This is a genomic window from Pseudomonas putida, assembly GCA_041879295.1.
Lineage (GTDB): Bacteria > Pseudomonadota > Gammaproteobacteria > Pseudomonadales > Pseudomonadaceae > Aquipseudomonas > Aquipseudomonas putida_Y.
On the sequence record CP047152.1, the window covers coordinates 2,614,162 to 2,640,537 of the forward strand.

Below are 26,376 nucleotides of genomic sequence, written 5' to 3' on the forward strand. Positions count from 1 at the left end.
ACATTTTAATCTAGTGACGATATTTTTACCTCGCCCGCACTGATCCAGGTCATGACCGGACGGCGCCACCTACTTTTTTAGCCAGGACATTGCCATGAACGCTTTTACGCAGATCGACGAACTTGTCATGCCGCTGCCACTCGAACCGCAGGGCTATACCATCGCCCCCTCGAAACAGTCGCCGCGCCTGCTGGAACTGACCTTTGCCCGGGAAACCGTCGAAGCGTTCATGCAGGCCGTTGCCCAATGGCCGGTGCAGGCATTGGAGTACAAGTCGTTCCTGCGTTTTCGCGTAGGCGAGATCCTTGACGAGCTGTGCCAGGGCACGCTGCGCCCGGTGCTGCTCAACACCATCCTCGACCGCGCCACAGGTGGCATGCTGATTACCCCGATCGGCCTGGATGATGTGAGCCAGGCCGAAGACATGGTCAAGTTCACCACCGCCTGCGCCCACCTGATCGGCCGTTCCAACTATGACGCCATGAGTGGCCAGTTCTATGCGCGCTTCGTGGTGGTCAACAGCGACAACTCCGACAGCTACCTGCGCCAGCCGCACCGGGTCATGGAGCTGCACAACGACGGCACGTTCGTGAACCAGATCACCGACTACGTGCTGATGCTGAAGATCGACGAAAAGAACATGGAAGGGGGCAACTCGCTGCTGCTGCACCTGGACGACTGGGAGGAGTGCGAGGCGTTCTTCCGTCACCCGATGGCCCGCCGCGAAATGCGCTGGACCGCACCACCGAGCAAAAAGGTTGCCGAAGATGTGTTCCATTCGGTATTCGACACCGATGCCGAAGGCCGGCCGACCATGCGCTACATTGACCAGTTCGTGCAGCCGGAAAACTACGAGGAAGGTATCTGGCTGAATGCCTTGTCCGAGTCGCTGGAAGGCAGCGGCAAGAAAGTCTCGGTGCCGGTTGGCGTAGGCAGTTTCCTGCTGATCAACAACCTGTTCTGGCTGCATGGCCGCGATCGCTTCACCCCGCACGAGGGCCTGCGCCGCGAACTGATGCGCCAGCGTGGTTACGTCGCCTTCCCCAAGCCGCTGTACCAGCGCGGGCAATAATGACAGGGCGCGGGGCGGGCGCCCGCCCACGCGTTTTTGCACATAACAATGCCACCAGGCCCCGTGCGGGCCTTGGTGAGCCTGCCAGGCAATGCCTGCGTGTGAGGTAAGGCTGTGTACGATTTCATCATTATTGGCGGCGGGATTGTGGGCATGTCCACGGCCATGCACCTGATCAAGGTCTACCCGGATGCGAAGATGCTCCTGCTGGAGAAAGAGTCTGGCCCGGCCCGCCATCAGACCGGCCATAACAGCGGCGTGATCCACGCCGGCGTGTATTACACCCCCGGCAGCCTCAAGGCGCGCTTCTGCCTTGAAGGCAACAAGGCGACCAAAGCCTTCTGCACCCAACATGGCATCCGCTTCGATGAGTGCGGCAAGTTGCTGGTCGCCACCAACGATCTGGAAATGCAGCGCATGAAGGCGCTGTGGGAGCGCACGGCGGCCAATGGCCTGGAGCGCTACTGGCTGTCGGCTGAGGAGTTGCGCGAGCGTGAGCCCAACATCGTTGGTATGGGGGGCATCTTCGTACCGTCCAGCGGCATCGTCAATTACGCCCAGGTAACCGCTGCGATGGCCGCAGAGTTCCAGCGTGCCGGTGGCGAAATCCGCTATGGCGCAGAAGTGGTCGGCCTGCAGGAACAGGCAAATGAAGTGATCGTGCGCACTCAGCGTGATGAACTGCGCAGCCGTTTCCTGGTGACCTGCTCGGGGCTGATGGCCGACCGCGTGGTGGGCATGCTCGGGCTGCGTACCGAGTTCGTGATCTGCCCGTTCCGTGGCGAATACTACCTGTTGCCCAAGCAGCACAATCAGATCGTCAACCACCTGATCTACCCGATTCCCGACCCGTCGATGCCCTTCCTGGGGGTGCACCTTACCCGCATGATCGACGGCACCGTCACCGTAGGCCCCAACGCCGTCCTGGCGATGAAGCGCGAGGGCTACCGCAAGACCGATGTCAGCCCCAGCGACCTGTTCCAGACCCTGACCACGCCCGGCATCCTCAAGGTGCTGGCGAAGAACTTCCGCCCGGGCCTGATCGAGATGAAGAACTCGCTGTTCAAGGGCGGGTACCTCAAGCAGGTGCAGAAGTACTGCCCGAGCATTACCAAAGCCGACCTCACGCCTTACCCGGCCGGCGTGCGTGCCCAGGCGGTGTCGCGCGACGGCAAGCTGATCGACGATTTCCTGTTCGTCAACACTGCACGCAGTGTCAACGTGTGCAACGCACCGTCACCAGCCGCTACCTCGGCCATACCGATCGGCGCCTACATCGTCGAGAAAGTGTGCGAGCAGGTCGGCCTGCAGGGCGGCAACTTCCCCAAGGCCGACCTGTCGGCCAGCCAGAGGGCTGCCAGCTGACAGCCCGGTAACACCTTCTGCGGTTTCGTTTTACTCAACCCGTACTGCCCTGCTCACCATTCAGGGCAGGGCGGGCTTTTTCGCGCCTGCGTCGGTGACGTGCAGCCGGCGGCCCCTGCGTGGGCATGACAAAAACAACAAGGTAGCGCCATGCAAACCCACAAGAACAATTTGAGTCATGGATTGAAATCACGGCATGTCACCATGCTGTCCATTGCCGGCGTGATCGGCGCCGGGCTGTTTGTCGGCTCTGGCCGCGCCATCGCCGAAGCGGGGCCGGCCACCATCCTGGCCTATATCCTGGCGGGCGGTCTGGTGGTGCTGGTGATGCGCATGCTGGCCGAAATGGCCGTTGCCTCTCCGGACACCGGCTCGTTCTCAACCTACGCCGACCTCGCCATCGGCAAATGGGCCGGATACACCATCGGTTGGCTGTACTGGTGGTTCTGGGTACTGATCATCCCGATCGAGGCCAATATCGCCGCTACCATCATCAACTCCTGGGTCCCGCAGCTGGAGATCTGGGTGCTGTCGTTGGTGATCACGTTGCTGCTAACGGCCACCAACCTGTTCAGCGTGAAGAACTACGGTGAGTTCGAGTTCTGGTTGGCACTGGTCAAGGTGGTGGCCATCGTCTGCTTCATCGCCCTGGGTGTTTGCGCCATTTTCGGCCTGTTGCCTGGGTCCGGCGTCAGCGGCGTCTCGCGCCTGTGGGATACCGGTGGTTTCATGCCCAACGGCTTTGGTGCGGTGCTGAGCGCCATGCTGATCACCATGTTCTCGTTCCTCGGGGCCGAGGTGGTGACCATTGCTGCGGCTGAATCCGACGAGGCGGGCAAGCATATTTCCAAGGCCACCAATTCGGTGATCTGGCGGATAACGCTGTTCTACATCCTGTCGATCTTCATCGTCATCGCACTGGTACCGTGGACTGACCCACGCCTAGCTACCGAAGGCTCTTATGTCACGGTGCTGGACACCCTGGGCGTGCCAAATGCCAAGGCCATCATCGACTTCGTGGTGCTGACCTCGGTGACCAGTTGCCTCAACTCGTCGCTGTACACCGCCTCGCGCATGGTCTATTCGCTTAGCCGTCGTGGTGATGCCCCGGCCTGTGCCCAGATAACCAGCCGCAGTGGTACACCCGTGGTGGCCGTGTTGTTGTCGACGGGGGCTGCATTCCTGGCGGTGATCGCCAACTACCTGGTGCCGGCCAAGGTGTTTGGCTTCCTCATGGCAAGCTCCGGCGCCATCGCCCTGCTGGTGTATCTGGTCATCGCCATTTCCCAGTTGCGCTTGCGCCAGCGCCTGACGGCACAGGGCAAGACGCTCGGTTACCGCATGTGGCTGTTCCCGTGGCTGACCTGGGGCGTGATCCTGTTCATCAGCGGCGTACTGGTATTGATGCTGTTCCGCCCGGATCATCGCCTGGAAGTGGTCTCGACGATGGTGCTGGCGGTGTTGGTGGTGTGCTCGGGGGTGCTGGTGACCCGACGCCGGGCGCGCGGGGCGGCGGTTGCTGGCGTAGGGCAGCGCGCCTGATTCGTCTGGCCTGAAGACAGACGAGCAAGTCGCATCAGGCTGTGAGAGGATGTCCGCCAACAAAGCCAGGACCCTGAACGCAGCCTGATGAAGACACCTAAAAGAATCGAACCGTTGATCGAAGACGGCCTTGTCGACGAAGTACTACGGCCGTTGATGAGTGGCAAGGAAGCCGCTGTGTACGTGGTGCGCTGTGGCAGCGAGGTACGCTGCGCCAAGGTCTACAAAGAAGCCAACAAGCGCAGCTTCCGCCAGGCCGCCGAATACCAGGAAGGCCGCAAGGTACGCAACAGCCGTCAGGCCCGGGCCATGGCCAAGGGCAGCAAGTACGGCCGCAAAGAAGCCGAGGATGCCTGGCAGAACGCCGAAGTGGCTGCGCTGTTCCGTTTGGCCGGTGCGGGTGTACGGGTGCCCAAGCCTTACGACTTCCAGGACGGCGTGCTACTGATGGAACTGGTGACCGATGCCGATGGCGATGCGGCCCCGCGCCTGAACGACGTACACCTGGAAGTTGAAGATGCCCGCGCGTTCCATGCCTTCGTCATTCGCCAGATCGTGTTGATGCTGTGCGCCGGAATGGTGCATGGCGATTTGTCCGAGTTCAACGTGCTGCTCGGCCCGGACGGGCCGGTGATCATCGACCTGCCGCAGGCAGTGGATGCCGCCGCCAACAACCACGCCTTCAGCATGCTGCAGCGCGATGTGGACAACATGGCCCATTATTTCGGGCGCTTTGCCCCGGAGCTGAAAAGCACCCGCTATGCGCAGGAGATGTGGGCGTTGTACGAGGCCGGCGAGTTGCTGCCCGACAGCCCGTTGACCGGGGTGTTCGAGGATGATGAACATGAGGCTGACGTAACCGGGGTGATGCGCGAGATCGACGCCGCCCGGATGGACGACGCTCGCCGCCGTGCAGCACGCGCCGAAGCTGAGCATGGGCCGGCCAAGGCAGAGGAGGTGACGCCGCCCTGGCTGCAGTAATTCAGTGCCTGTGCCGGCCGCTTCGCGGGTAAACCCGTTCCTACGGGATTTGCAGGCGCGGGTTTACCCGCGAAGAGGCCAACACAGGCAAACCCCGGGCGTTGCCATTGACGCAAGACACAATCTCGTCATTTAGCCTTTTCACTGGCGCGCGACAGGCATAAGGTATACGCCGTTCAAATTCCCTGGAGCTGTCATGTCCAACCAATTCCCGTCCGTTCGTCCCCGCCGCCTGCGCCAGAACGAGTCCCTGCGCACGATCTTCCAGGAAACCGAGTTCCGCCTTGAAGACCTGATCCTGCCGATCTTCGTCGAAGAGGGCATCGATGATTTCGTGCCGATCACCAGCATGCCCGGTGTCAATCGTATCCCCGAGAAGCTGTTGGCCCAGGAAATCGAGCGCTATGCCCGCGCCGGTATCAAGTCGGTGATGACCTTTGGCGTATCGCACCACCTGGATGCCGATGGCAGCGACACCTGGAACGAAAACGGCCTGGTTGCGCGCATGTCGCGTATCTGCAAGGACACCGTGCCGGAAATGGTGGTGATGTCCGACACCTGCTTCTGCGAATACACCAGCCACGGCCACTGCGGCGTGCTGCATGACCATGGCGTGGACAACGACGCCACCCTGGCCAACCTGGGCAAGCAGGCTGTCATCGCCGCCGCTGCCGGTGCCGACTTCATTGCCCCTTCGGCGGCGATGGACGGCCAGGTGCAGGCAATCCGCAGCGCCCTGGACGGTGCCGGTTTCCACGACACCGCGATCATGGCCTACTCCACCAAGTTCGCCTCGTCGTTGTATGGCCCGTTCCGTGAGGCCGGTGGCACCGCCCTGAAGGGCGACCGCAAAAGCTACCAGATGAACCCGATGAACCGCCGCGAAGCGGTGCGCGAGTCGCTGCTCGACGAGCAGGAAGGGGCGGACGTGCTGATGGTCAAGCCGGCCGGTGCCTACCTTGATGTGATCGCCGACATCCGCGCCGCTTCGCGCCTGCCACTGGCGGCGTACCAGGTGAGCGGCGAGTATGCGATGATCAAGTTCGGCGGCCTGGCCGGTGCCATCGACGAAGGCCGGGTGGTGCGCGAAAGCATTGGCGCAATCAAGCGTGCCGGTGCCGACCTGATCCTGACCTACTTCGCCATGGACCTGGCGCGCGAAGGTATCTGAAGCCAGGCCTTCGGCATGAAAGCCGCTGCCATTGCAGCGGCTTTTCTTTGGGCGCCGTTTGGTGGTGCCGCAAACGCACAAAAAAACAGTAAGCGCTGAATTATTTAGTGTCCTGTTGTATCTGATCCCTTAGAGCATTCATCGACAGGGATACGGGTATGAAACCTCGCAAGAAAAGCGTCCAGCCAATCGGCCTGAAGGACATCACCATCGTCGACGACGCCAAGATGAAGAAGGCGATCACAGCCGCCGCGCTGGGCAACGCCATGGAGTGGTTCGACTTTGGTGTATACGGCTTCGTCGCTTATGCCTTGGGCAAGGTGTTCTTCCCCAACGCCGACCCCGGCGTGCAAATGATCGCGGCCCTGGCCACCTTCTCGGTGCCGTTCCTGATCCGGCCTCTTGGCGGGCTGTTCTTCGGTGCCTTGGGCGACAGGTTCGGGCGGCAGAAAATCCTCGCCGCGACCATCGTGATCATGTCCCTCAGCACCTTCGCCATCGGCCTGATACCGTCCTACGCGAGCATTGGTATCTGGGCGCCGATCCTGTTGTTGCTGGCCAAGATGGCCCAAGGCTTTTCGGTGGGCGGTGAATACACCGGCGCCTCAATCTTCGTTGCCGAGTACGCACCTGACCGCAAGCGCGGTTTTCTCGGCAGCTGGCTGGATTTCGGTTCGATTGCCGGCTTTGTGCTGGGCGCAGGGGTGGTGGTGCTCATTTCCACGGTGCTGGGTGAAGAACAGTTCCTCGAATGGGGCTGGCGCCTGCCGTTCTTCCTAGCCCTGCCATTGGGCATCATCGGCCTCTACCTGCGCCATGCACTGGAAGAAACACCTGCGTTCCAGCAGCACGTCGACAAGCTGGAGCAGGGCGATCGTGAAGGCCTGGCCTCCGGGCCCAAGGTGTCGTTCAAGGAAGTGGCCACCCAGCACTGGCGCAGCCTGGTGACCTGCATCGGCGTGGTGATTGCCACCAACGTCACCTACTACATGCTGCTTACCTACATGCCAAGCTACCTGTCGCACAACCTGCACTACAGCGAAGACCATGGCGTGCTGATCATCATCGCGATCATGGTCGGCATGCTGTTCGTGCAGCCGATGATCGGCCTGCTCAGCGACAAGTTCGGCCGACGGCCGTTCATCATCGTCGGCAGTGTCGGCCTGTTGGCCTTGGCCATTCCGGCGTTCATGCTGATCAACAGTGGTGTGCTCGGGCTTATTTTCGCCGGCCTGCTGATCATTGCCGTGCTGCTGAATTTCTTCATCGGCGTGATGGCCTCGACGCTGCCGGCCATGTTCCCCACGCACATCCGCTACAGTGCCCTGGCCAGCGCCTTCAACATCTCGGTGCTGATCGCCGGCCTTACCCCGACCCTCGCTGCGTGGCTGGTGGAGAGTACAGGCGACCTGTTCATGCCGGCCTATTACCTGATGGTGATCGCCGCTGTCGGGCTGGTCACCGGCCTGACCATGAAGGAAACTGCCAACAAGCCCCTGCGCGGCGCGGCACCCGCGGCATCGGACATCGAAGAGGCGCGTGAACTGCTGCAGGAGCACCACGACAACATCGAGCAGAAAATCGAGGACATCGATGCGCAGATCGCCGAGCTGGAAGCCAAACGCGAGAAACTGGCCCTGCAGCACCCGCGTATCGAATGATCAGCGCGGCATGTAGCCACGCTGCCAGGACCGCGGGATGAACCGCGATACCAGCGCCAGCACGCAGGCCAGCGCGCAGCTGCCGGCCAGCGCCTGCAGGCCCAGGTGTTGTTGCAACCAGGCGCCGAGTGCGGCGCCCAGCAGCATGCCTGCCCAAGGCACCAACTGCACCCGCCAGCCATTGCGCCGCTCGCCCAGCAGCCAGCGCCCCAGGCCGCGGCCGAAACGCGAAAGGGCGCCAGTCACGTAAGTCAGGCCGATGGGCAGGCCATTCACCTGTTCGACTACGGCATTGATCATGCCCATGGCCAGCGTGGCGGCTAACAGTGCGGGGAAGGTGGCTGGTAACGGCCACGCTGCCGCGAAAGCCAGCAGTGCGGCAACCACCAGCAGCACCGGCCAGGCTCGACGGCGCAATCCGTGAGCCAGGAGCACGCCCAGCGCATTGCCCGCGACAAAGCCCAGTACGGCGCCACTGAGGCGCAGTACCAGGGCCAGGTCTGCTTCACTGATGGCCACCGCCAGGCGTGTGGTGTTGCCACTCATGAACGAGACGAAATCGCCCAGTGCCAGCAAGCCGATGGCATCGGTCATGCCGGCCAGCACCGACAGGGCGGCGACCAGGCCGAGGCCGACGCGACCACGCATTACCTGCAGGCGCAAACGCCTGGCTGTGCGCGCGGGGAGGGCGTTAGGGAGCATGCGCAGGCCTCAGGGCAGCAGGTTTTCGCGGGCCAGGGTACCTTTGATGGTGCGCTCCACCACGTCGACCAGCACCATGGTCTGGTGGTCGACCTCGATATTGAGCAGCTCACCGGCACGGTAGCTGGCGAAGGTGGTCTGGCGCAGGGTTTCCGGGATCAAATTGATAGTGATCACGTTGTCCTCCACGTCAGCGACCGTCAGGCTGCAGCCATTGACCCCGATGAAACCGCGGGGAAACACGTACTTGCCCCATTGCGGCGGCATGCGGAACTTGATGAAGGCGCCGGTTTCCTTGATCGACAGCTCGACGATTTCGGCGGTGGTGGCGATGTGGCCGGCCATCAGGTGACCGCCGACTTCGGCGTTCATCTTCGCTGAACGTTCGATGTTCACGTGCTGGCCGGGCTTGAAGTTGCGCAGATTGGTGCGCTCGAGGGTAGCGGTCATGGCGTCGAACCTGACTTGGCTGCCGTCGATTTCGGTCACGGACAGGCAGGTACCTTCGACACTGACGCTGGCACCGATTTTCAGCTCGTCGAGCAATTCCGGGGTGAGGTCGATGGTGAACTGGTTGTGGCCCGGATAGGTGGTCACATCAAGCAGAGGGCGGACGGCCTGGACGATGCCGGTGTACATGGTGTTGCTCCTGGGCACGGAAAAGAAAACTTCCGAACGCTATGCCCGTAGCGCAGTAAATGCAAGACCGGCTTCTTGGTTGGCAAGCCGGCTTGCAGGTCTGGCGCCAGCGTTGGGCAGGCGGCGTGCTTGTGGGCGAAGCCGGTTTGCCGACGGCAGGGCCACACCAGATTCAAACATGCCCGCTGCTGTTGACGATCCGCAGGCACAGTGCCTCGTACGGGTCCAGGTTCACCATCAGGCGCCCGTCCTCGGTCAAATCGCCTTCAACCGTCTCGTTGATCATGTCGACCACCGGCCCAGGTGTGAACCCCGTCAACAGCAGTTCCTCGGCAATCGCGTCCTGGCCGAAGTTCAGCGCACTGATCTGGATACCACGCCCGGCTGGCAGCTCATGCACCATCACCAGCAGCCCCGGGCTGCTCACCTCAGGTACCAGCACCTGACGGCTGGTAGCGATGCCGTAAGCCTGGCGCACAGCCAGCAGTTTCTTCACCTTGCAGGCAAATGAATCACCCTCGTCCAGCTGGCTGTCGAGGCTGCCGTACAGCGCCCTGGCGCGCGGCATGCCACGCACTGAAGCCTCTGCCTGCGGGTCGAGCCCGGCGAGGTCATAGCCGCCCCGGTGAATCCATCGGGTATCGCCATCGAGCATGCGTTCGGCAACCGCTTCGGCGGGCAGGGGCAGGGCGCCGACCAGATCCCAACCGGACAAGGCGACTACCCCCGGCTGCATGGCGTTGTACATGACCAGCAGCAGGTGCACCTTCTTGATCAATTCGATATCCGCTGCGCCAATCTGTTCGAGGTCGCGAATACCCAGTGCAGCGGCGATCAGGCTGGCGGTGGTGCAGGCAATGCCGTTGGTCACGAAACGCAGGTTGTACGGGGCATGCTCTCCCGACAGCCGTTCGTAGATCTCTTCGCGGATATGTTCGCGCAGGATGCTGCCAGGCAGGGTCTGGCCTTTGTACAGGTACATGTCGTGCGCGTGCAGTGTCCAGAAGTGCACCAGCTCCACGGTCAGTTCGTCATGGTTTTGCAAGGCATGGATCAGCGAGGCCGGGTCGATGCCGAAGGCGTGCATCTCCTTGAGCATCAGGCGCAGGAACTCGGTGTCGCCGGTCAGCAGCGCATGCTGGTAGGCCGGCCGGGTAATGAAATCGTAGGACAGGTCGGCACCGCCCCTGGACATCTGCGCAATGTCATCGAGGGTCAGGTTCAGCTCCTGGAAGCTGAAACCGCCGGCCTTGCGGATCATGCCGCCGATCAACTGGTTGCCGACGATCGACAGCGGGTGGCTTTCCGACCAGGCGGTGCCGCTGGCGCGGGTTTCCACGCCGAGAAAGCCGTTGGCGTCCAGGCGCAGGCCGCGGGCACCGAGGCAGTCCAGGGCGTGCAACGCATCACCAATGATCATTTGTTGGGCGGCGAAGGTCGGGTCCAGCCAGTTCAGCGACGGCTGGCCCTCTTTGAAGTAGTGCAGGTACACCCAGCGGCGGGTCTTGCCGTCCACGCCCGTGACCGGTGGCGTGGCGCTCCAGTCGGTTTCCTTCACGCCCGGCTCGAAGAAGATCACCCGTTGCAGCTGGCCAACGATGTAATGGCGCGCCTTCAGCTCGTCACACTGCGCGGGCAGCAGGTTGACCGCATCGCGTCCGGCGGGCACCTCGGGCAGCAGCGGCCAGTCTTCTTCGCGGATCTCGACCATGTGGTACAGCCCAGGGTAAGGGCCATGGGCGATCTCGGCCAGGCGGAAGTCGGCGCCCTTGCCGGTGTGCGAGGGGATCAGGTCGTCGATGGTCACGGCATTGTGCGCTGCGGCCATGCGGCTCATCTGGATCAGCTCCTGCTCGCTGCCGTACAGCGGGTCGATGTCGAAGCTGATGCGGTCGAAGTTGCCGTCCACGCTGGGGGTAAGCTCGCGGCCGCGAATGCCGCCGGACAGCTTGATCGGGCCGGTGTGCAGGCCCTGCACGCCGATTTCTGACAGGCGCTTCCACAATGCTTCGTGGGCCAGGGCACCGAGCACCGAGCAGCCCTCAGGGGCGATGATGGCGTCGGGGTAGACGGTGAGCCACACCGAGGCGATTTCCGTGGCGCGGCGGGGCTGGGCCTCGGCGTAGGGTTGTTGCCACAGGCGCGACTGGCCTGAGTACAGGCTGGCGCGGTCCTGGGAGGCCTTGAGCATGGCGCGGTCTTCGAGCCATTTGACGTATGACGGGTCAGGCTGGGTCATTTCGCGTCCTCTTTGCGTGTCGGCACCGGCTCAGATTATGACGGCATTGCGGCCTGAACGTTCGGATCGAGATGGGGGGTTGGTTCCTTCGCGGGCTTGCCCGCTCTCACAGGCTCCCATACCGCTGAAGATTTGCGCTGCACCTGTGGGAGCGGGCGCGCCCGCGAAGAGGCCGGGCCTGCAAAGGCAGGCTCAGCGCCGGGCCGACAACTGCTGCGGCGCCAGAAACGCATCATGGAAGTAATTGCGCACCGCCTGCATCGCCGGGCTGAATGCCCGTTCCCGGTGCCAGGCCAACCCTACGCTCATTGGCGTCACCGGGTCGCTGATGGTCACCGTCTCGATGCGCTTGCCCTCCAGCGACCACGGCCGGTGCACCAGGTCCGACAGGATTGCCACGCCACTGCCATTGGCCACCATGCTGCGCACGGCCTCCACCGAGCTGGTACGCACCCTTACGCCCGGCCGCTGCCCGGCCTGCTCCCAGTAACGCATGGCACTTTGCTCGGCTTCATCCACGGTCAACAGGATGAACGGCTCACAGGCCACATCGGCCAGGCTCACCGCCGAGCGTTCGCACAGCGGGTGGTGTGCGGGCAACCACAGCCGGCGCTCGGAGTTGAACAGGGTTTCTGAGACGATGTCGGGGTGGGTGAGGTTGGCGGTGAGCACCACCGCCATGTCGAAACGCCCCTCCAGCAGCCCTTGTTCGATGGCGCTGCGCTCCTGCTCGTACAGCTCCAGGGTCACCCCCGGATGCCAGTGCTCCAGGCGTTGCAGGTGGTGCGGCAGGAAGTAGCCGATCACCGTGTAACTTGCCGCCAGGCGTAACAGGCCACTGGCGCGCACGTCCGGAAGCGGGCTGTTCAACGCGTCGTCGACACTGCGCAGGATGACGTAGGCACGGTTCAAAAAGTGCCGGCCGGCCTCGGTCAGGCTCATGCCTTGGGCCGAGCGCTGGAACAACAGCACACCGAGCATCGCTTCCAGCTCCTTGATGGCCGTGGTCACTGCCGACTGGGAGATGTTCAGGTGGATCGCCGCTTGGGAGATCTGGCCGATTTCAGCGGTGGCAACGAAGTAGCGGACCTGGCGCAGGGTGAGTGACACGGTAGGCTCCCGGAGTATCTGATTTTCAGAAGACACCCCATCTGTTTATAGATCTTCCCAAGGGGGTGCGGAGAATCTAACGTGGCTTGCATGCAGTCACAAGTGCCAGGAGATGCCGTCATGCAAGCAGTAGACTTCAACTCGGACATGGGCGAGGGCTTTGGCCCGTGGACCATTGGCGATGGCGTCGACAATGAGCTGATGGGGTACATCAGCAGCGCCAACATCGCCACTGGTTTCCATGCCGGTGACCCCGGCACCATGCGCCGCACCGTCGAGCGCGCCAAGGCGCTGGGCGTTGCGGTGGGTGCACACCCGGGGTTCCGTGACCTGGTCGGCTTTGGCCGCCGGCACATCAATGCACCGGCGCAGGAGCTGGTCGACGACATGCTCTACCAACTGGGCGCGCTGCGCGAAATAGCCCGTGCCCAGGGCGTGCGTCTGCAGCACATCAAACCGCACGGGGCGTTGTACATGCACCTGGCGCGTGACGAAGAAGCCGCACATTTGCTGGTGGAAAACCTGCGGGTGATCGAGCCGGAACTGCTGCTGTTCTGCATGCCAGGTTCGGTGATCTGTCGCATTGCCCAGGCACTGGGCCAGCCGGTAGTTCGTGAGTTCTACGCCGACCGCGAGTACGACCTGAGCGGGTCGATCGTGTTTACCCGTAATGTGCGGGGCTACGAGCCCCAGGCGGTCGCTGAGCGGGTGCTGCGCGCTTGCCGCCAAGGCGTGGTGCGCACGGTCGAAGGCCAGGACCTGGCCATCGAATTCGACTCCATCTGCCTGCACAGTGACACCCCGGGCGCGCTGGACCTGGTCGAGGCCACGCGCAAGGCCCTGGATACGGCTGGCATCGTGGTGCGTGCACCGCGCTGAACCCGTCAGGTATCCGGCAAACACACAAGCCGGAGCCCGTGCATTTTGTTTTCGCCTGCCTTTCTATAAAGATTCCAAGAAAAGGAACTGTCATGGCCGAACCGCTTGCTACAACCCCGATTCGTTATAGCTTCGGCGCCGACGAGCACCTGTTTGCCGAAGTCAGCGAAAGCATGTCGCTGGAGGCCTTTTTCAAGGGTATGGCCGTCACCCGGGCGGTGGAGCGGCTGGCCCTGGATGGCGTGCTTGATGTATGCCTGGCCAACGCGTCTTTCCAGATCCGCTTCGACCCGGACCGTATCGCCCCCGAGGCACTGCTTGAAGCCGTGCGCGGCGCCGAGGCGCAGGCGGTGGCCGAGCGTTCGTTGCAGACGCGGATCATCGAGATCCCGGTGCTGTACAACGACCCCTGGACCCATGAAACCCTGATGCGCTTTCGGGATCGCCACCAGGACCCGACCAGCACAGACCTGGAGTACGCCGCGCGCATCAACGGCCTGGCCGATGTCGAGGCATTCATCGCCGCCCACAGTGGCGCGCCATGGTTCGTGTCGATGGTGGGCTTTGTCGCCGGCCTGCCGTTCATGTTCCAGATGGTCGAGCGCGAGCGGCAGCTGCAGGTGCCCAAATACCTGCGCCCCCGTACCGACACGCCCAAGCTCACCCTGGGCCATGGCGGCTGCTTTGGTTGCATCTACTCGGTGCGCGGGGCTGGCGGCTACCAGATGTTCGGCGTCACCCCGGCACCGATCTACGACCCGCAACAGACCTTGAACTACCTCAAGGAGCACATGGTGTTCTTCCGCCCGGGTGACATCGTGCAGTTCAAACCCATCGACCGCCGTGCCTATGACCAGGCGGTGGCGGATGTGGAGGAGGGCCGTTTTGACCTGCGCATTCGTCCCGTGGAGTTTTTCCTGGACGCCTTTCTCGCCGACCCGGTCGGCTACCCCAAATCGTTGCAGGAGGTGCTGGCATGATCAAGGTACTCAAACCGGGGCTGGCCACTTCTGTACAGGACCTGGGCCGCGAAGGTTACTACCACCTGGGTATCCCTCCGTCCGGCGCACTCGACCAGTACGCCTTGAGCGCAGCCAATCACCTGGTGGGCAACCCGGCCGGCGCTGCGGGCCTGGAGTGTGCACTGGTGGGGCCGGAGCTGGAGTTCCAGCAGGACGCACTGGTCGCTGTGTGCGGTGCGCAGATGCCAGCGTTGCTCGATGGCCGCGAGCAGCGCCCGGACACTGCGTTTGCCGTGCGGGCGGGGCAAGTGTTGCGTTTCGGGTTTCCAACAGCGGGCGCCCGGGCCTACCTGGCAGTGGCCGGAGGCATCGATGTGCCCGAGGTACTGGGTAGCCGGTCCACCTACGTGCTGGGCGCGTTGGGTGGCTTTCATGGGCGCAAACTGATGGCGGGCGACCTGCTGCCGGTGGGCGTGCCCAGCGGCAAGACCCGTGCCGGTGCAAGCTTGCCCATGGCCCTGCGTCAGGCCCTGGGGGGCGAGGTGGTGTTGCGGGTGGTGCCTGGGCTGTACTTCCACCGCCTGACCGAAGCTGCAGCGCAACGTTTCTTCACCGACGCCTGGACGGTTGGCTCCGAAGCGGACCGTATCGGCTATCGCTACAAAGGCGGCAGCGCCTTGAGTTTCCAACCGCGCGAGCAGCCGTTCGGTGCGGGGTCGGACCCGTCCAATATCGTCGACAGCTGCTACCCGATCGGATCGATCCAGGTGCCGGCAGGGTTGGAACCGATCATCCTGCATCGCGATGCAGTGTCGGGGGGCGGCTACGCCATGATCGGCACGGTGATCAGTGCCGACCTCGACCTGATCGGGCAGATGCAGCCCAACCAGCAGGCGCGGTTCCTGCCGGTGAGCCTGGAGCAGGCACTGGAGGCGCGGCGTTCGTACAAAAAGAAGCTGGCCTGCCTGGCCAGGCTCTTCAGTTGAGCATGATGTTTTCGCTGTAGCTGCGGCCTTGTGTCTCGACGGGGCCGCAACAGGCTCCGCGGCTACACCGAGCGCGCAGGCTTGCTGATGGTCTTGCCGGTTTGCGAGGCTACCTCAAGGGCTTGGCCGTCCCGCTGTTTGCCTTGGCGCGCCAGGCCTTCAAGCTGCGGTATCAGCATGCCTTCCGGCAAATGCCGCCAGAACCGCCCTGGCATGTGCAGGCGCAAGGCGTCCGGGTTGAGGCGGGCCGGGTTGAAGGTGTGGCGGTAATAGGTGCGCCAGAGTTCGGCGCCGGGGTCTTCGGCGTTGCGGGCCCACTGGCGCCAGGGCTCGGGGCAATGGCGCTGGTAGTCGAACGCCTGGCCGTCGAAGCGAATGCCATCCTGTGGCGTGGCAATCAACCAGCGCAAACGCCCCAGGCGGTCGGCGAAGTGCGCGCTGGCACTTTGCAGAATGTCGTGTGCAGGCTCGTGATAGGCCACCAAGTCGAGCTGCAAGTGCTCAGCCAGTTCCTCAGGCAGCGGCACGAAGCGTACAAACGCGTGCAAGTGATGCGCCTCGCGGGTTACCTGCTTGATGCGCCGTTGCAGCTCACTGCCCAGCCGGTCACCCGCCAACATTGCCGTGCGGTCGCCATGGGCGACGCGCCACAGCACTTCATACAGCAGGTTCCAGCGCTGTTCGCCACGGTAGCGAGAGGCTTGCTCCAACTGGCTCAGCAGTGCGGCCGGGACTTTGGCCCGGAAAGGGCCAGGCCCTTCAGGCGGCGCTGCCGGCACGGCCAGCAGGTCCGCCATCGGGCCTTGCGACCAGGTGACTTCCGATGGGTCGATGCCATGCCCCAACAAGCCCCGGGCCTGATCGCGCCAGGTGGCGAACAGGTCGTCGCAGTCGAGCGCGATCACCCCCATAACCCCATCTGCACGGGCGCTGGCGGCTCACTCAAGCGCGCTCGCAGCAAGCCGCTGCGCAGTTCGGCCTGGGCGGGGCGGTAGTCGCTGGTGACGATGAATGGACGTGCCTTGTCCAGCGCGCAGCGCAGCTGGATCAGGTCGTCATAACGGATGCGCCGCTCCCGCCGCAGGGCGACCAGGCGCTGTACGCTGCGCAGGCCGATGCCGGGGATACGCGCCAGTAACGCCGGTTCGGCGCGGTTCACGTCCAGTGGGAACACGTCGCGGTTGGCCAGTGCCCAAGCCAGTTTGGGGTCGATGTCCAGTGCCAGGTTACCGCTGTGGCCCAGCAGCTCGCCAGCCTTGTAGCCATAGCCACGCAGCAGGAAGTCGGCTTGATACAGGCGGTGTTCGCGCAGCAGCGGTGGTGCGGCGAGGGGCACGCTGCCGGGGCTGTCGGGGATCGGGCTGAAGGCGGAATAGTACACGCGCTTGAGGCCGTAGCCTTGGTACAGCGATTCGGCATTGCGCAGCAAGGTGCTGTCGTCGGTGCTGTCGGCGCCGACGATGACCTGAGTGCTTTGACCGGCCGGGGTAAAGCGCGGCGCCCTGGGCTCATTGGCCACGGCCTGCTGGCCCTGATGAATCACGCCCATGGCCTGGCGAATGGTGCGCCCTTGCTTTTCCGGCGCCAGGCGCTTGAGGCTGGCCTCGGTGGGCAGTTCGATGTTGACGCTGAGGCGATCGGCCAGGCGCCCGGCCTCTTCGATCAGCAGCGGGTCGGCATCGGGGATGGCCTTGAGGTGGATGTAGCCGCGGAAGCTGTGCTCTTCGCGCAACAGCCGGGCCACACGGATCAGCTGCTCCATGGTGTAGTCCGCTGAGCGGATGATGCCGGAGCTGAGGAACAGGCCGCTGATGCAGTTGCGCCGGTAGAAGTCCAGGGTCAGGCGTACCACTTCCTCGGGGCTGAAGCGCGCGCGTGGCACGTTGCTGGAGCGGCGGTTGACGCAGTACTGGCAGTCATACAGGCAGAAGTTGGTCAGCAGTACCTTGAGCAGAGATACGCAGCGACCGTCAGGTGTGTAGCTATGACAGATACCCATGCCATTGGTAGCACCCAGGCCGTCAGCACCACGCGAGTTACGCTTGGGCGCGCCGCTGCTGGCGCAGGAAGCGTCGTACTTGGCGGCGTCTGCCAGGATGCCGAGTTTGGCGATGAGTTGCATGGCGGTGTCTCGCTATACTGAATATTCATACAGTATTTTGAGATTTGATGGATTGCAAGCGTCATGGGCGGGGGAGCGCGAGTTCGACCTTGAGTCGTCATTCGCCAGAACACCCACTCGGCAGGGGCCGGCTGGTCAATGCCCGGTCCGTTCCTCAACCGCCGGCGGGCTGTGCCCCGTGTCGGCCCAGGCGAAGTGGTAGACGTTGTTGGGGGCACTGGCCTGACACTGGCCGTTGTCGGCATCTGCACCGACTACATACCATTCGGCCCGCGAGGTCTCACCCAGCTTGCGGGCCTTGTCGGCGCTAAAGCACTGGCCCAGTTGGTTGGCAGGAACCAAGGCGAAGGCGGTGGGGTGCTGGCGCAGCCAGTAGACCGCTGCATCCACTTTGGATTGGCCGGTGAAACCGAAGTGCACGATGGGTTGCCGGGCAAACAGCCAATGCCCCTCGCGCCAGTTGACCAGCACCAGTTCGGCACCAGCAGTGGCCTGTGCGGCGTCGCTCATCAGCGTCTCATGCGGGTTGCGGCCCTCCTTGGCGGGCTCGACGAAACCACGCGCGAACCACAGGGCGAACCATACCAGGGCTACTGTGGTAAACGCCTTGCGCCAGCCCGGCCGGCGCTGCCACCAGCGCTTGAGCAGCCACGGCACGAGCGGCGCCATCGCCAGAATCAAGCCAGGCAGCGCCGGGAAAATGTACAGCTTGCGCTTGCCGGTGCTGAGGCTGAAGAACAGCAGCACCAATGCCACCCAGCCAAGCAGTAGCAGGAAGCGGCCATCGCGCTTTTGCAGTTGCCGGCGCCAGGCCGGTATCAGCCAGGGCAGGGCCAGGATCAGAGGTAGCCAGTACTTGGGGATGACCTTGACGAAGAAGTACCAGAACGGCTCGCGATGGTCCCAGGCATTGGCGTAGCGGCTGGCGGTCTGACGCAGCAGGATTTCCTTCAGGTAGGCCAGCTCTGCGGCGCCGCCGCCATGGGCGATCGACACCAACAATGGCAGCAGCCACACGGCGCAACCGGCGAGTAACCACAGCAGCCCCAGGCTCCAGCGCCATCCTTGGCCGGGCATGGCGACAACGCCGCGCCAGCGCTGGCGCACCGCCCAGGCATAAGGCAGCAGTATCAGCGCCGGGACAAAACCCACCCCCTTGCTGATAACGCCCAGGCCCATGGCAGCGCAAGCCAGGTAGAACCAGCCCCAGGCGGGCCCCAGCAGCAAGTGGCGCAGCATGCCGTAGAGGCCCAGCGCAACCCAAAGGCACAGGAAACTGTCGATCTGCCCGGTGCGCAGGATGCTGTAGCTCTGGTAGGTGGCCAGGAACAACAAGGCAGCGATCACGCCGGTGCGCCGGTTCCACAGGCGCCGCCCGAGGTCATGCAGCACCCAGGTGATGGTCGCCGCCGACAGCAGCCCTGGCAGGTAGAGAGCAACTTTGGGTGCGCCGGTCAGGTAGCTGAACAGCGCCACGGTCCACATGAACAGCGGTGGCTTGTCGCCATAGATCTCCGCTGCCCGGTGCGGAATGAACCAGTCGCCACTCTGGAGCATTTCCAGGGCCACGCCGAGGAAGCGTTCTTCATCGACATTCATCGGCTGACGCCAGCCGATTCCCGCGCCCACCAGCAACACGGCGAGGGCGATCAGGGCCAGGCGTTCGGCCCCGATTGTCTTGAACTTAGGCAAAGGGCTATTCCTTCAGGTGCTGGTGACGGGCAATCAGTTGCAGGTTGCGCAGGTAGACCAGAAAGCCGAAGCTTTGGCCGATAATGAAGACCGGGTCCTGGCGGTAGATGGCGTAAGTCAGCAGTAGCGCGCTGCCGAGCATGCTCAGGTACCAGAAGCCCACCGGGATCACGCTACGGCGTTTGAGTTCGCTGTACAGCCACTGCAGCACGAAGCGCCCGGTGAAAACGGCCTGACCCGCGAAGCCGATGATCAGCCAGAGGGTTTCGCGGGTCATCCTTCAAGCTCCTGCGGGCGGCTGTGCAGGCGGGTGCGGCGGATTAGCCACCACACCCCGAACAAGTCGAGGATGCCGACCAGGGCGCGGTCCAGGTTGCCGTACTTGGAGACACCGGCGTGGCGTGGCCGGTGGTTGACCGGGTGCACCAGCATGCGGCCGTTGTGGCGCAGGATCAGTGCCGGAATGTAGCGGTGCATGTGGTCGAAGTAGGGCAGGTGCAGGAAGGCTGCCCGCTCGATCAGCTTCAGCCCGCAGCCGGTGTCGGGCGTGGCATCCTTGAGCAGGCGGCTGCGTAGGCCGTTGGCAAAGCGCGAGGCCCAGCGCTTGCTGGCGCTGTCACGCCGGTTGACCCGGTGCCCTGCCACCAACTTGACGCCGCCGGCCAGGTTCTGGCTGGCGCGCACCAGGGCTAGCATGCCGGGGATGTCTGCCGGGTCGTTCTGGCCGTCGCCATCCAGGGTCGCCAGCCAGTGGCCACGGGCCACCTGGGCGGCATGCCACAGCGAGGTGCTCTGGCCCAGCGAACGGTCGTGACGCAGGATGCGCAATTGCCTGTAGCCCTGGCTTTTCAGTTGTTGCAGTACGTTCAGGGTGCCGTCGCTGCTGCCGTCGTCGACCACCAACACTTCGTAGTCTTCGGCCGTGAGTGCAGCACGAATCTCCATCAGCAGTGACGGCAGGTTGTCGACCTCGTTCTTGGCGGGGATGAGTACCGAGAGGTCAAGTGGATCGCTCATGAGGCTACCTGTGATCGTGTTGTGAGTGCGTGGATCAAACCCGGTAGAAACCCCGGTACCAACCAACGAAGGCGTTGACGCCATGTTCCAGCGACGTGCCAGGGGAGAAGTCGATCCAGCGTGTCAGTGAGCTTACGTCGGCCCAGGTTTCCAGTACGTCCCCCGCTTGCAGCGGTAGGTAGTCGCGCTGGGCCTTGATACCCAAGGCGTCCTCCAGGCAGTCGACAAAGTGCAGCAGCCTTACCGGCTGACCGCGGCCGATATTGAACAGTTGGCAGGGTGGTTTCCCTTCGACCGGGCGGGGCGGTTTCAGGCGCAGGCGCACGATGCTCTCGACGATGTCGTCGATGTAGGTGAAGTCGCGGCCCATCAGGCCGTTGTTGTAAAGCGCTATCGGCCGGCCTTCGAGCATGGCGCGGGTGAACTTGAACAGCGCCATGTCGGGGCGGCCCCAGGGGCCATAGACGGTAAAAAAACGCAGGCCGGTGGTCGGCAGGCGGTACAGGTGCGCGTAGCTGTGCGCCATCAGTTCATTGGCGCGCTTGCTGGCGGCATAGAGCGACACTGGCTGCTCGACCGGGTCGTCGATGCTGAACGGCAGCTTGGCATTGGCCCCGTACACGGAGCTGCTGGAGGCGTAGATCAAGTGGCGTGGTGGCTGCGCTCGGCAGGCCTCGAGAACATTGAGGAAACCAACCAGGTTGGCCTGCCCGTAGGCACCAGGGTTGTCCAGTGAATAGCGCACGCCGGCCTGGGCTGCCAGGTGGATCACCTCGCTGAACGCCTGCCTGGCGAACAGCGGTTGCAAATCGGCAGGGTTGGCGATGTCGAGGGTATGGAAGTGGAAGCTGGAAAAACCGAACAACGCCTGCAGGCGCGCCCGCTTGAGCTCGACGCTGTAGTAGGCATTAAGGTTGTCGATACCGACCACTTCGATGCCGGCCTCGCACAGGCGCCGCGCCACGTGGTAGCCAATGAAACCTGCCACACCGGTAATCAGTACGGGCATACTGGCTGCACCTGGCCACGGCCGATCCCGTAATAAGTCAGGCCGGCGGCGGCCATGTGCTCGGGCTCGAACAGGTTGCGCCCGTCGAACACCACCCGGTCGGTCAACTGCTGCGGCACCTTGTCCAGATTGAGTACGCGGTAGTCCTGCCACTCGGTGACGATCACCAAGGCATCTGCGCCCTTTAATGCATCGTCCTTGCAGGGCACCAGTTGCAAGTCGGCACGCGGGCCGTAGTGGCGCCGGATTTCTTCCATGGCCTGAGGGTCGTGGGCCTGGACCCGCGCACCCGCGGCCCACAACGCTTCCAGCAAGACCCGGCTGGAGGCTTCGCGGATATCATTGGTATTGGGCTTGAACGACAACCCCCACAGGGCAAACACCTTGCCCCGCAGGCCGCCGGGGTAGTGGCGCTGGATCTTGCTGAACAGCCGGCCCTTCTGCTGCTCGTTGACCGACTCTACTGCGCGCAGCAACTGTGTCTCGAAGCCTTCTGCCTCGGCACTGTGGCGCAGAGCTTGCAGGTCTTTGGGGAAGCAAGAACCGCCAAAACCGCAGCCGGCGTAGATGAAGTCATAACCGATGCGCGGGTCCGAGCCGATGCCACGGCGCACCATTTCGATGTCGGCCCCCAGGTGCTCGGCCAGGTTGGCGATTTCGTTGATGAAGGAAATCTTGGTGGCCAGCATGCAGTTGGCCGCGTACTTTGTCAGCTCGGCGCTGCGCGCGTCCATGACCATAAGCTTTTCGCGGTTGCGGCTGAACGGCAGGTAAAGCTCGCGTAGCAACTCCACTTCGGGCGCCTCTGCGCCGCCGATGATGATGCGTTCGGGGCGCATGCAGTCATCCACCGCAGAGCCTTCCTTGAGAAACTCCGGGTTGCTGATCACCTGGAAGCGGCTGGTATCGGCCACGGCCTGGGCGATGCGAGCCTTGATGCGGTGTACCGTACCCACCGGCACGGTGGACTTGTTGACGATCACTTTGGGCCCGTCGGCATGTTCGAGGATGCTGTCGACCACGGCAAAAACATGCTTCAGGTCGGCGCTGCCGTCGGCTTGCGGCGGGGTTCCGACGGCAATGAACTGCAACCTGGCATAGTTGGCGGCCGCTGCGGCGTCGGTGGTGAAGGACAGGCGACCGCAGGCGAGGTTCTTCTTCAGCAGCGGCGCAAGGCCGGGCTCGAAGATCGGGCAATGTCCTTCACTCAGGCTGGCAACCCGATCGGCATCGACATCCATGCACAGCACCGAATGGCCCACCTGGGCCAGACACACCGCCTGGGTCAGGCCGACGTAGCCGGTTCCGAAAACCGTGACCTTCATTTGACAGCTCCTTGATAAGAAAGCTGAAAAAAAATGTCACATCGTTGTTTAGGAATTGTTACCTGAAGGATGTTTCGTGGGCCATGAGGCCGTTATTCCACGGTGCCCAGGCAGAGCATCTAAACTTACTGACAGCTCGCGGTAGCGAATCGTACCGCGAACCGACACCCTTGAACCGACCACCGCCTCCCCGGAGTGGACGTCCCTCGCTGGCGATGGCCTTCTTGCAGAGGAGGGCAGGTCATGGACGAGGCAAAGCTTCACGATTTCATGGGCAAGCTGGTGAGCGACATGGGCGCAGCGGCGACGCTGGCCAACGTCATCCTCGGCGATGAACTGGGGCTGTACCGGGCCTTGGCGGACAGCCAGGCGGTCACCCCGGAGCAACTGGCGGAAAAGACCGGCTGCCACCCGCGGCTGGTGCGCGAATGGTTGAATGCCCAGGCGGCCTCGGGTTACATGGTCCATGAGAAGGGCCATTTCGTGCTGCCTGAGGAACAGGCCATGGCCCTGGCGCTGGAGGACTCCCCGGCCTACATGGCCGGCGGCGCGGCAGTGGTGGCAGCGCTGTTCCATGACAAGGACAAGCTGGTAGCCGCCATGCGTGGCGATGGCGGGCTGGCCTGGGGCGATCACCACCCGTGCATGTTCAGTGGTACCGAGCGGTTTTTCCGGCCGGGGTATCGCACCTTTCTGGTGGCGGATTGGCTGCCGGCGCTGGAGGGTGTGGTGGCCAAGCTGCAGGCGGGCGCCAAGGTGGCGGACGTGGGGTGCGGTCATGGTGCCTCGACGCTGGTGATGGCGCAGGCGTTTCCGGCGTCGACCTTCGTGGGGTACGACTATCATGAGCCTTCGATCGCAACCGCCAACGAGCGTGCACGTGAAGCGGGGCTGGAGGCGCGGGTGAGCTTCCAGCAGGCCAGCGCCAAGGACTATCCGGGGCATGACCATGACCTGGTGTGTTTCTTCGATTGCCTGCACGACATGGGTGACCCGGTCGGGGCAGCCCGGCATGCCTACCGTGCTTTGAAGGCGGATGGCACGGTCATGCTGGTAGAGCCTTATGCCGAGGACTCGCTGGAGGGTAACCTGACACCGGTCGGACGGTTGTTCTATGCCGCGTCTACCTTCATCTGCACGCCGAATTCGCTGTCGCAGGAGGTGGGCCTCGGGCTGGGCGCACAGGCCGGAGAAGCGCGCTTGCGGGCCGTCTTCGAGGAGGCGGGGTTCAGCAGGTTCCGCCGGGCGACGCAGACGCCGTTCAACCTGATTCTGGAGGCCCGCAAGTAGAGGTAAGCCTGCGCCGGCCTCTTCGCGGGCTTGCCCGCTCCCACAGGTTACGTGCTTGTTTCAGGCCTGTGACGATCCTGGACCTGGAAAGCAGAAGGGGCGCCATGTGGCGCCCCTTCTGTTTGTTGCTTAGGCTTCAGCGTCCCAAGGACGATCGCCTTTTTCATCTTTGACGCGGGTCGGCAGGCCCATCACGTCCAGCGCCTTGAGGAACGGCTCGGCTGGCAACTCCTCGACGTTGACCATGCGCTTGGCATCCCACTCGCCACGGGCAACCAGCAGGGCGGCAGCCACTGGTGGTACGCCGGCGGTGTAGGAAATGCCCTGGCTGTCGGTCTCGGCGTAGGCTTCTTCGTGGTCAGCCACGTTGTAGATGAACACTTCGCGCGGCTGGCCATCCTTGGTGCCTTTGACCAGGTCACCGATGCAGGTCTTGCCGGTGTAGCCAGGGGCCAGCGAGGCTGGGTCTGGCAGTACGGCCTTGACCACTTTCAGCGGCACCACTTCCAGGCCTTCGGCGGTTTTCACCGGCTGCTCGCTGAGCAGGCCCAGGTTTTTCAGAACAGTGAACACGTTGATGTAGTGCTCGCCGAAGCTCATCCAGAAGCGCACGTTCGGTACATTGAGGTTCTTCGAAATCGAGTGAACTTCATCGTGGCCGGTCAGGTACAGGTTTTGCGAGCCTACCACTGGCAGGTCGTCGGTACGCTTGACCTCGAACATGGTGTTGCTGGTCCACTGGCTGTTCTGCCAGCTCCACACTTGTCCGGTGAACTCGCGGAAGTTGATTTCCGGGTCGAAGTTGGTGGCAAAGTACTTGCCATGGGAACCGGCATTGACGTCGAGAATATCGATCGAATCAATGCTGTCGAAATATTGCTGCTGCGCCAGCTTGGCGTAGCTGTTCACCACACCCGGGTCGAATCCGACGCCGAGAATGGCGGTAATGTTCTTGGCCTGGCACTCTTCGAGGTGTTTCCACTCGTAGTTGCCGTACCACGGCGGGGTCTCGCAGATCTTGCCCGGCTCTTCGTGGATGGCGGTGTCCAGATAGGCGGCACCCGTATCGATGCAGGCACGCAGCACCGACATGTTGAGGAAGGCGGAACCCACATTGATCACAATCTGCGATTCGGTTTCGCGGATCAGTGCCTTGGTTGCCTCGACATCGAGGGCATTGAGCGAGAAGGCCTGGATGTCGGCGGGCACCTTGAGGCTACCCTTGGCCTTGACGCTGTCGATGATGGCCTGGCATTTGGAGATGTTCCGTGACGCGATAGCGATACGACCCAGTTCGTCGTTATGCTGCGCGCACTTGTGGGCCACCACCTTGGCGACACCTCCTGCACCAATGATAAGAACGTTCTTCTTCAATTTACCTTTTGCTCCTTACTTGAAAGCCGGTCTTACGACAGGCTGGAAACGTAGTCTTCGAAACCGAACTCGCGGACGACTTCGACGCTGCCGTCGAGCTGCTTGACCACGATGGAAGGCATCTTCAGCCCGTTGAACCAGTTTTTCTTGACCATGGTGTAACCCGCCGTGTCGATGAACGACAGGCGATCGCCAATGGCCAGCGGACGGTCGAATTGGTACTCGCCGAAGATATCACCGGCCAGGCATGACTTGCCGCAGACCATGTAGGTATGCTCGCCGTCATTGGGGGCCATCTTGGCGTTGAGGCGGTAGATCAGCAGGTCGAGCAGGTGCGCTTCGATCGAGCTGTCGACCACGGCCAGGTGCTTGCCGTTGTACAGGGTATCGAGCACGGTCACTTCCAGCGAGGCGCTGTTGGTGATGGCTGCTTCGCCGGGCTCCAGGTATACCTGCACGCCGTATTTTTCCGAGAACGCCTTCAGGCGCGCGCAGAAGGCGTCCACTGCATAGTCTTCACCGGTGAAGTGAATGCCGCCACCAAGGCTGACCCACTCGACCTTGTGCAGCAGGTGGCCGAAACGCTCTTCGATGTGCGTGAGCATCTTGTCGAACAGGCCGAAGTCACCGTTCTCGCAGTTGTTGTGGAACATGAAACCGGAAATCTGTTCGATCACCTGCTCGATCTTGGCCGGGTCCCATTCGCCCAGGCGGCTGAACGGGCGGGCCGGGTCGGCCAGCAGGTAGTCGGAGCTGCTGACCTGCGGGTTGACGCGCAGACCACGCACTTTGCCTTCGGACTGTTCGGCAAAGCGCTGCAGCTGGCCGATTGAGTTGAAGATGATCTTGTCGCAGTTCTCAAGCATCTCCTCGACCTCGTCGTCGGCCCAGGCCACGCTATAGGCATGGGTTTCGCCGGCGAACTTCTGGCGGCCGAGCTTGAGCTCGAACAGGGAGGACGAGGTGGTGCCGTCCATGTACTGCTGCATCAGGTCGAACACCGACCAGGTGGCGAAGCACTTGAGGGCGAGCAGCGCCTTGGCACCGGAGTGTTCGCGCACGTAGGCGATCTTCTCCATGTTGCTGAGCAGCTTGGTTTTATCGATGAGGTAATACGGCGTCTTGATCATTTAAAGGCCCCCGGCCAGGCCGGCCAAAAAAAGGACACGCATTGTGCCTTCACTTGCCGCAGACCGAAAGGGCGGGATACGCATTTCGTCAGGGTTGACGCGATTGCG

23 protein-coding genes are annotated in these 26,376 nt (G+C 63.0%); 10 read left to right on the plus strand and 13 right to left on the minus strand.

Annotated features, from left to right (window positions below; genetic code table 11):
* Positions 1 to 94: 94 nt before the first annotated feature.
* From csiD to proP, 6 genes are all read left to right on the plus strand, one after another.
* A complete protein-coding gene (gene csiD, locus GST84_11845; GenBank protein ID XGB13024.1) occupies positions 95 to 1,072 on the plus strand; it encodes a carbon starvation induced protein CsiD in 978 nt (325 codons plus the stop codon).
* A 114-nt stretch (positions 1,073 to 1,186) separates the two neighbouring features.
* Entirely contained in the window at positions 1,187 to 2,437 is a 1,251-nt protein-coding gene (gene lhgO / locus GST84_11850) for an L-2-hydroxyglutarate oxidase (protein XGB13025.1), read from the plus strand.
* Between the two features lie 150 nt (positions 2,438 to 2,587).
* On the plus strand, positions 2,588 to 3,979 hold the full coding sequence (gene gabP / locus GST84_11855; protein ID XGB13026.1) for a GABA permease: 1,392 nt from the start codon (positions 2,588 to 2,590) through the stop codon (positions 3,977 to 3,979).
* An 87-nt stretch (positions 3,980 to 4,066) separates the two neighbouring features.
* A complete protein-coding gene (locus GST84_11860) occupies positions 4,067 to 4,960 on the plus strand; it encodes a serine protein kinase RIO (protein ID XGB13027.1) in 894 nt (297 codons plus the stop codon).
* 196 nt (positions 4,961 to 5,156) lie between these two features.
* Positions 5,157 to 6,131 carry a porphobilinogen synthase gene (gene hemB, locus GST84_11865; protein XGB13028.1) on the plus strand — a complete coding sequence of 325 codons (975 nt, stop codon included), beginning with the start codon at positions 5,157 to 5,159 and terminating at the stop codon, positions 6,129 to 6,131.
* Positions 6,132 to 6,289: 158 nt separating this feature from the next.
* Positions 6,290 to 7,792, plus strand: coding sequence for a glycine betaine/L-proline transporter ProP (proP, locus tag GST84_11870; GenBank protein ID XGB13029.1), 1,503 nt, complete (start codon positions 6,290 to 6,292; stop codon positions 7,790 to 7,792).
* Here the strand turns inward: proP and GST84_11875 are convergent, their stop codons facing one another.
* The 4 genes from GST84_11875 to GST84_11890 form a co-directional block, all read right to left on the minus strand.
* Positions 7,793 to 8,494 (minus strand): DUF1275 domain-containing protein, encoded by a 702-nt coding sequence (locus GST84_11875; protein ID XGB13030.1) that lies wholly within the window; start codon positions 8,492 to 8,494, stop codon positions 7,793 to 7,795.
* Between the two features lie 9 nt (positions 8,495 to 8,503).
* Entirely contained in the window at positions 8,504 to 9,133 is a 630-nt protein-coding gene (locus GST84_11880; protein XGB13031.1) for a riboflavin synthase, read from the minus strand.
* A 172-nt stretch (positions 9,134 to 9,305) separates the two neighbouring features.
* Entirely contained in the window at positions 9,306 to 11,372 is a 2,067-nt protein-coding gene (gene treS / locus GST84_11885) for a maltose alpha-D-glucosyltransferase (protein XGB13032.1), read from the minus strand.
* 192 nt (positions 11,373 to 11,564) lie between these two features.
* On the minus strand, positions 11,565 to 12,482 hold the full coding sequence (locus GST84_11890) for a LysR family transcriptional regulator (protein ID XGB13033.1): 918 nt from the start codon (positions 12,480 to 12,482) through the stop codon (positions 11,565 to 11,567).
* A gap of 120 nt (positions 12,483 to 12,602) precedes the next feature.
* Between GST84_11890 and pxpA the strand changes: the two genes are divergently transcribed.
* The 3 genes from pxpA (at position 12,603) to GST84_11905 (ending at position 15,309) form a co-directional block, all read left to right on the plus strand.
* Positions 12,603 to 13,361, plus strand: a complete 759-nt coding sequence (pxpA, locus tag GST84_11895; protein ID XGB13034.1) for a 5-oxoprolinase subunit PxpA — start codon at positions 12,603 to 12,605, stop codon at positions 13,359 to 13,361.
* Positions 13,362 to 13,453: 92 nt separating this feature from the next.
* Positions 13,454 to 14,341, plus strand: a complete 888-nt coding sequence (locus GST84_11900) for a carboxyltransferase domain-containing protein (GenBank protein ID XGB13035.1) — start codon at positions 13,454 to 13,456, stop codon at positions 14,339 to 14,341.
* Positions 14,338 to 15,309 (plus strand): 5-oxoprolinase/urea amidolyase family protein, encoded by a 972-nt coding sequence (locus GST84_11905; GenBank protein XGB13036.1) that lies wholly within the window; start codon positions 14,338 to 14,340, stop codon positions 15,307 to 15,309. Before GST84_11900 ends, GST84_11905 begins: the two co-directional genes overlap by 4 nt.
* A gap of 62 nt (positions 15,310 to 15,371) precedes the next feature.
* On the opposite strand, the gene GST84_11910 is transcribed toward GST84_11905, so the two are convergent.
* From GST84_11910 to GST84_11940, 7 genes are all read right to left on the minus strand, one after another.
* Complete coding sequence (locus tag GST84_11910; GenBank protein ID XGB13037.1) at positions 15,372 to 16,220, minus strand: DUF4130 domain-containing protein; 849 nt, start codon at positions 16,218 to 16,220, stop codon at positions 15,372 to 15,374.
* On the minus strand, positions 16,211 to 17,431 hold the full coding sequence (locus GST84_11915; protein XGB13038.1) for a putative DNA modification/repair radical SAM protein: 1,221 nt from the start codon (positions 17,429 to 17,431) through the stop codon (positions 16,211 to 16,213). The genes GST84_11910 and GST84_11915 overlap by 10 nt, the downstream gene beginning before the upstream one ends.
* 135 nt (positions 17,432 to 17,566) lie before the next feature.
* Positions 17,567 to 19,123 carry a phospholipid carrier-dependent glycosyltransferase gene (locus tag GST84_11920; protein XGB13039.1) on the minus strand — a complete coding sequence of 519 codons (1,557 nt, stop codon included), beginning with the start codon at positions 19,121 to 19,123 and terminating at the stop codon, positions 17,567 to 17,569.
* A gap of 4 nt (positions 19,124 to 19,127) precedes the next feature.
* A complete protein-coding gene (locus GST84_11925) occupies positions 19,128 to 19,400 on the minus strand; it encodes a hypothetical protein (GenBank protein XGB13040.1) in 273 nt (90 codons plus the stop codon).
* Positions 19,397 to 20,140 (minus strand): glycosyltransferase, encoded by a 744-nt coding sequence (locus GST84_11930; protein XGB13041.1) that lies wholly within the window; start codon positions 20,138 to 20,140, stop codon positions 19,397 to 19,399. The genes GST84_11925 and GST84_11930 overlap by 4 nt, the downstream gene beginning before the upstream one ends.
* Positions 20,141 to 20,174: 34 nt before the next feature.
* Positions 20,175 to 21,149, minus strand: a complete 975-nt coding sequence (locus GST84_11935; GenBank protein ID XGB13042.1) for an NAD-dependent epimerase/dehydratase family protein — start codon at positions 21,147 to 21,149, stop codon at positions 20,175 to 20,177.
* Complete coding sequence (locus GST84_11940) at positions 21,137 to 22,474, minus strand: nucleotide sugar dehydrogenase (GenBank protein XGB13043.1); 1,338 nt, start codon at positions 22,472 to 22,474, stop codon at positions 21,137 to 21,139. The genes GST84_11935 and GST84_11940 overlap by 13 nt, the downstream gene beginning before the upstream one ends.
* A 243-nt stretch (positions 22,475 to 22,717) precedes the next feature.
* Between GST84_11940 and GST84_11945 the strand changes: the two genes are divergently transcribed.
* Entirely contained in the window at positions 22,718 to 23,764 is a 1,047-nt protein-coding gene (locus GST84_11945) for a methyltransferase domain-containing protein (GenBank protein ID XGB13044.1), read from the plus strand.
* A 129-nt stretch (positions 23,765 to 23,893) separates the two neighbouring features.
* On the opposite strand, the gene GST84_11950 is transcribed toward GST84_11945, so the two are convergent.
* Positions 23,894 to 25,138: a saccharopine dehydrogenase gene (locus GST84_11950; protein ID XGB13045.1), complete on the minus strand. Its 1,245-nt coding sequence runs from the start codon at positions 25,136 to 25,138 to the stop codon at positions 23,894 to 23,896.
* A gap of 32 nt (positions 25,139 to 25,170) precedes the next feature.
* Complete coding sequence (gene nspC, locus GST84_11955) at positions 25,171 to 26,268, minus strand: carboxynorspermidine decarboxylase (protein ID XGB13046.1); 1,098 nt, start codon at positions 26,266 to 26,268, stop codon at positions 25,171 to 25,173.
* Positions 26,269 to 26,376 lie beyond the last annotated feature (108 nt).

What these genes read in the sequence shown, in the direction of transcription:
- csiD (XGB13024.1), top strand. Translation starts at nt 95, where the DNA reads ATGAACGCTTTTACGCAGATCGACGAACTTGTCATGCCGCTGCCACTC.
- gabP (XGB13026.1), top strand. Translation starts at nt 2,588, where the DNA reads ATGCAAACCCACAAGAACAATTTGAGTCATGGATTGAAATCACGGCAT.
- GST84_11860 (XGB13027.1), top strand. Translation starts at nt 4,067, where the DNA reads ATGAAGACACCTAAAAGAATCGAACCGTTGATCGAAGACGGCCTTGTC.
- hemB (XGB13028.1), top strand. Translation starts at nt 5,157, where the DNA reads ATGTCCAACCAATTCCCGTCCGTTCGTCCCCGCCGCCTGCGCCAGAAC.
- proP (XGB13029.1), top strand. Translation starts at nt 6,290, where the DNA reads ATGAAACCTCGCAAGAAAAGCGTCCAGCCAATCGGCCTGAAGGACATC.
- GST84_11875 (XGB13030.1), bottom strand. Translation starts at nt 8,494, where the DNA reads ATGCTCCCTAACGCCCTCCCCGCGCGCACAGCCAGGCGTTTGCGCCTG.
- GST84_11880 (XGB13031.1), bottom strand. Translation starts at nt 9,133, where the DNA reads ATGTACACCGGCATCGTCCAGGCCGTCCGCCCTCTGCTTGATGTGACC.
- treS (XGB13032.1), bottom strand. Translation starts at nt 11,372, where the DNA reads ATGACCCAGCCTGACCCGTCATACGTCAAATGGCTCGAAGACCGCGCC.
- pxpA (XGB13034.1), top strand. Translation starts at nt 12,603, where the DNA reads ATGCAAGCAGTAGACTTCAACTCGGACATGGGCGAGGGCTTTGGCCCG.
- GST84_11900 (XGB13035.1), top strand. Translation starts at nt 13,454, where the DNA reads ATGGCCGAACCGCTTGCTACAACCCCGATTCGTTATAGCTTCGGCGCC.
- GST84_11905 (XGB13036.1), top strand. Translation starts at nt 14,338, where the DNA reads ATGATCAAGGTACTCAAACCGGGGCTGGCCACTTCTGTACAGGACCTG.
- GST84_11910 (XGB13037.1), bottom strand. Translation starts at nt 16,220, where the DNA reads ATGGGGGTGATCGCGCTCGACTGCGACGACCTGTTCGCCACCTGGCGC.
- GST84_11915 (XGB13038.1), bottom strand. Translation starts at nt 17,431, where the DNA reads ATGCAACTCATCGCCAAACTCGGCATCCTGGCAGACGCCGCCAAGTAC.
- GST84_11925 (XGB13040.1), bottom strand. Translation starts at nt 19,400, where the DNA reads ATGACCCGCGAAACCCTCTGGCTGATCATCGGCTTCGCGGGTCAGGCC.
- GST84_11930 (XGB13041.1), bottom strand. Translation starts at nt 20,140, where the DNA reads ATGAGCGATCCACTTGACCTCTCGGTACTCATCCCCGCCAAGAACGAG.
- GST84_11935 (XGB13042.1), bottom strand. Translation starts at nt 21,149, where the DNA reads ATGCCCGTACTGATTACCGGTGTGGCAGGTTTCATTGGCTACCACGTG.
- GST84_11940 (XGB13043.1), bottom strand. Translation starts at nt 22,474, where the DNA reads ATGAAGGTCACGGTTTTCGGAACCGGCTACGTCGGCCTGACCCAGGCG.
- GST84_11945 (XGB13044.1), top strand. Translation starts at nt 22,718, where the DNA reads ATGGACGAGGCAAAGCTTCACGATTTCATGGGCAAGCTGGTGAGCGAC.
- nspC (XGB13046.1), bottom strand. Translation starts at nt 26,268, where the DNA reads ATGATCAAGACGCCGTATTACCTCATCGATAAAACCAAGCTGCTCAGC.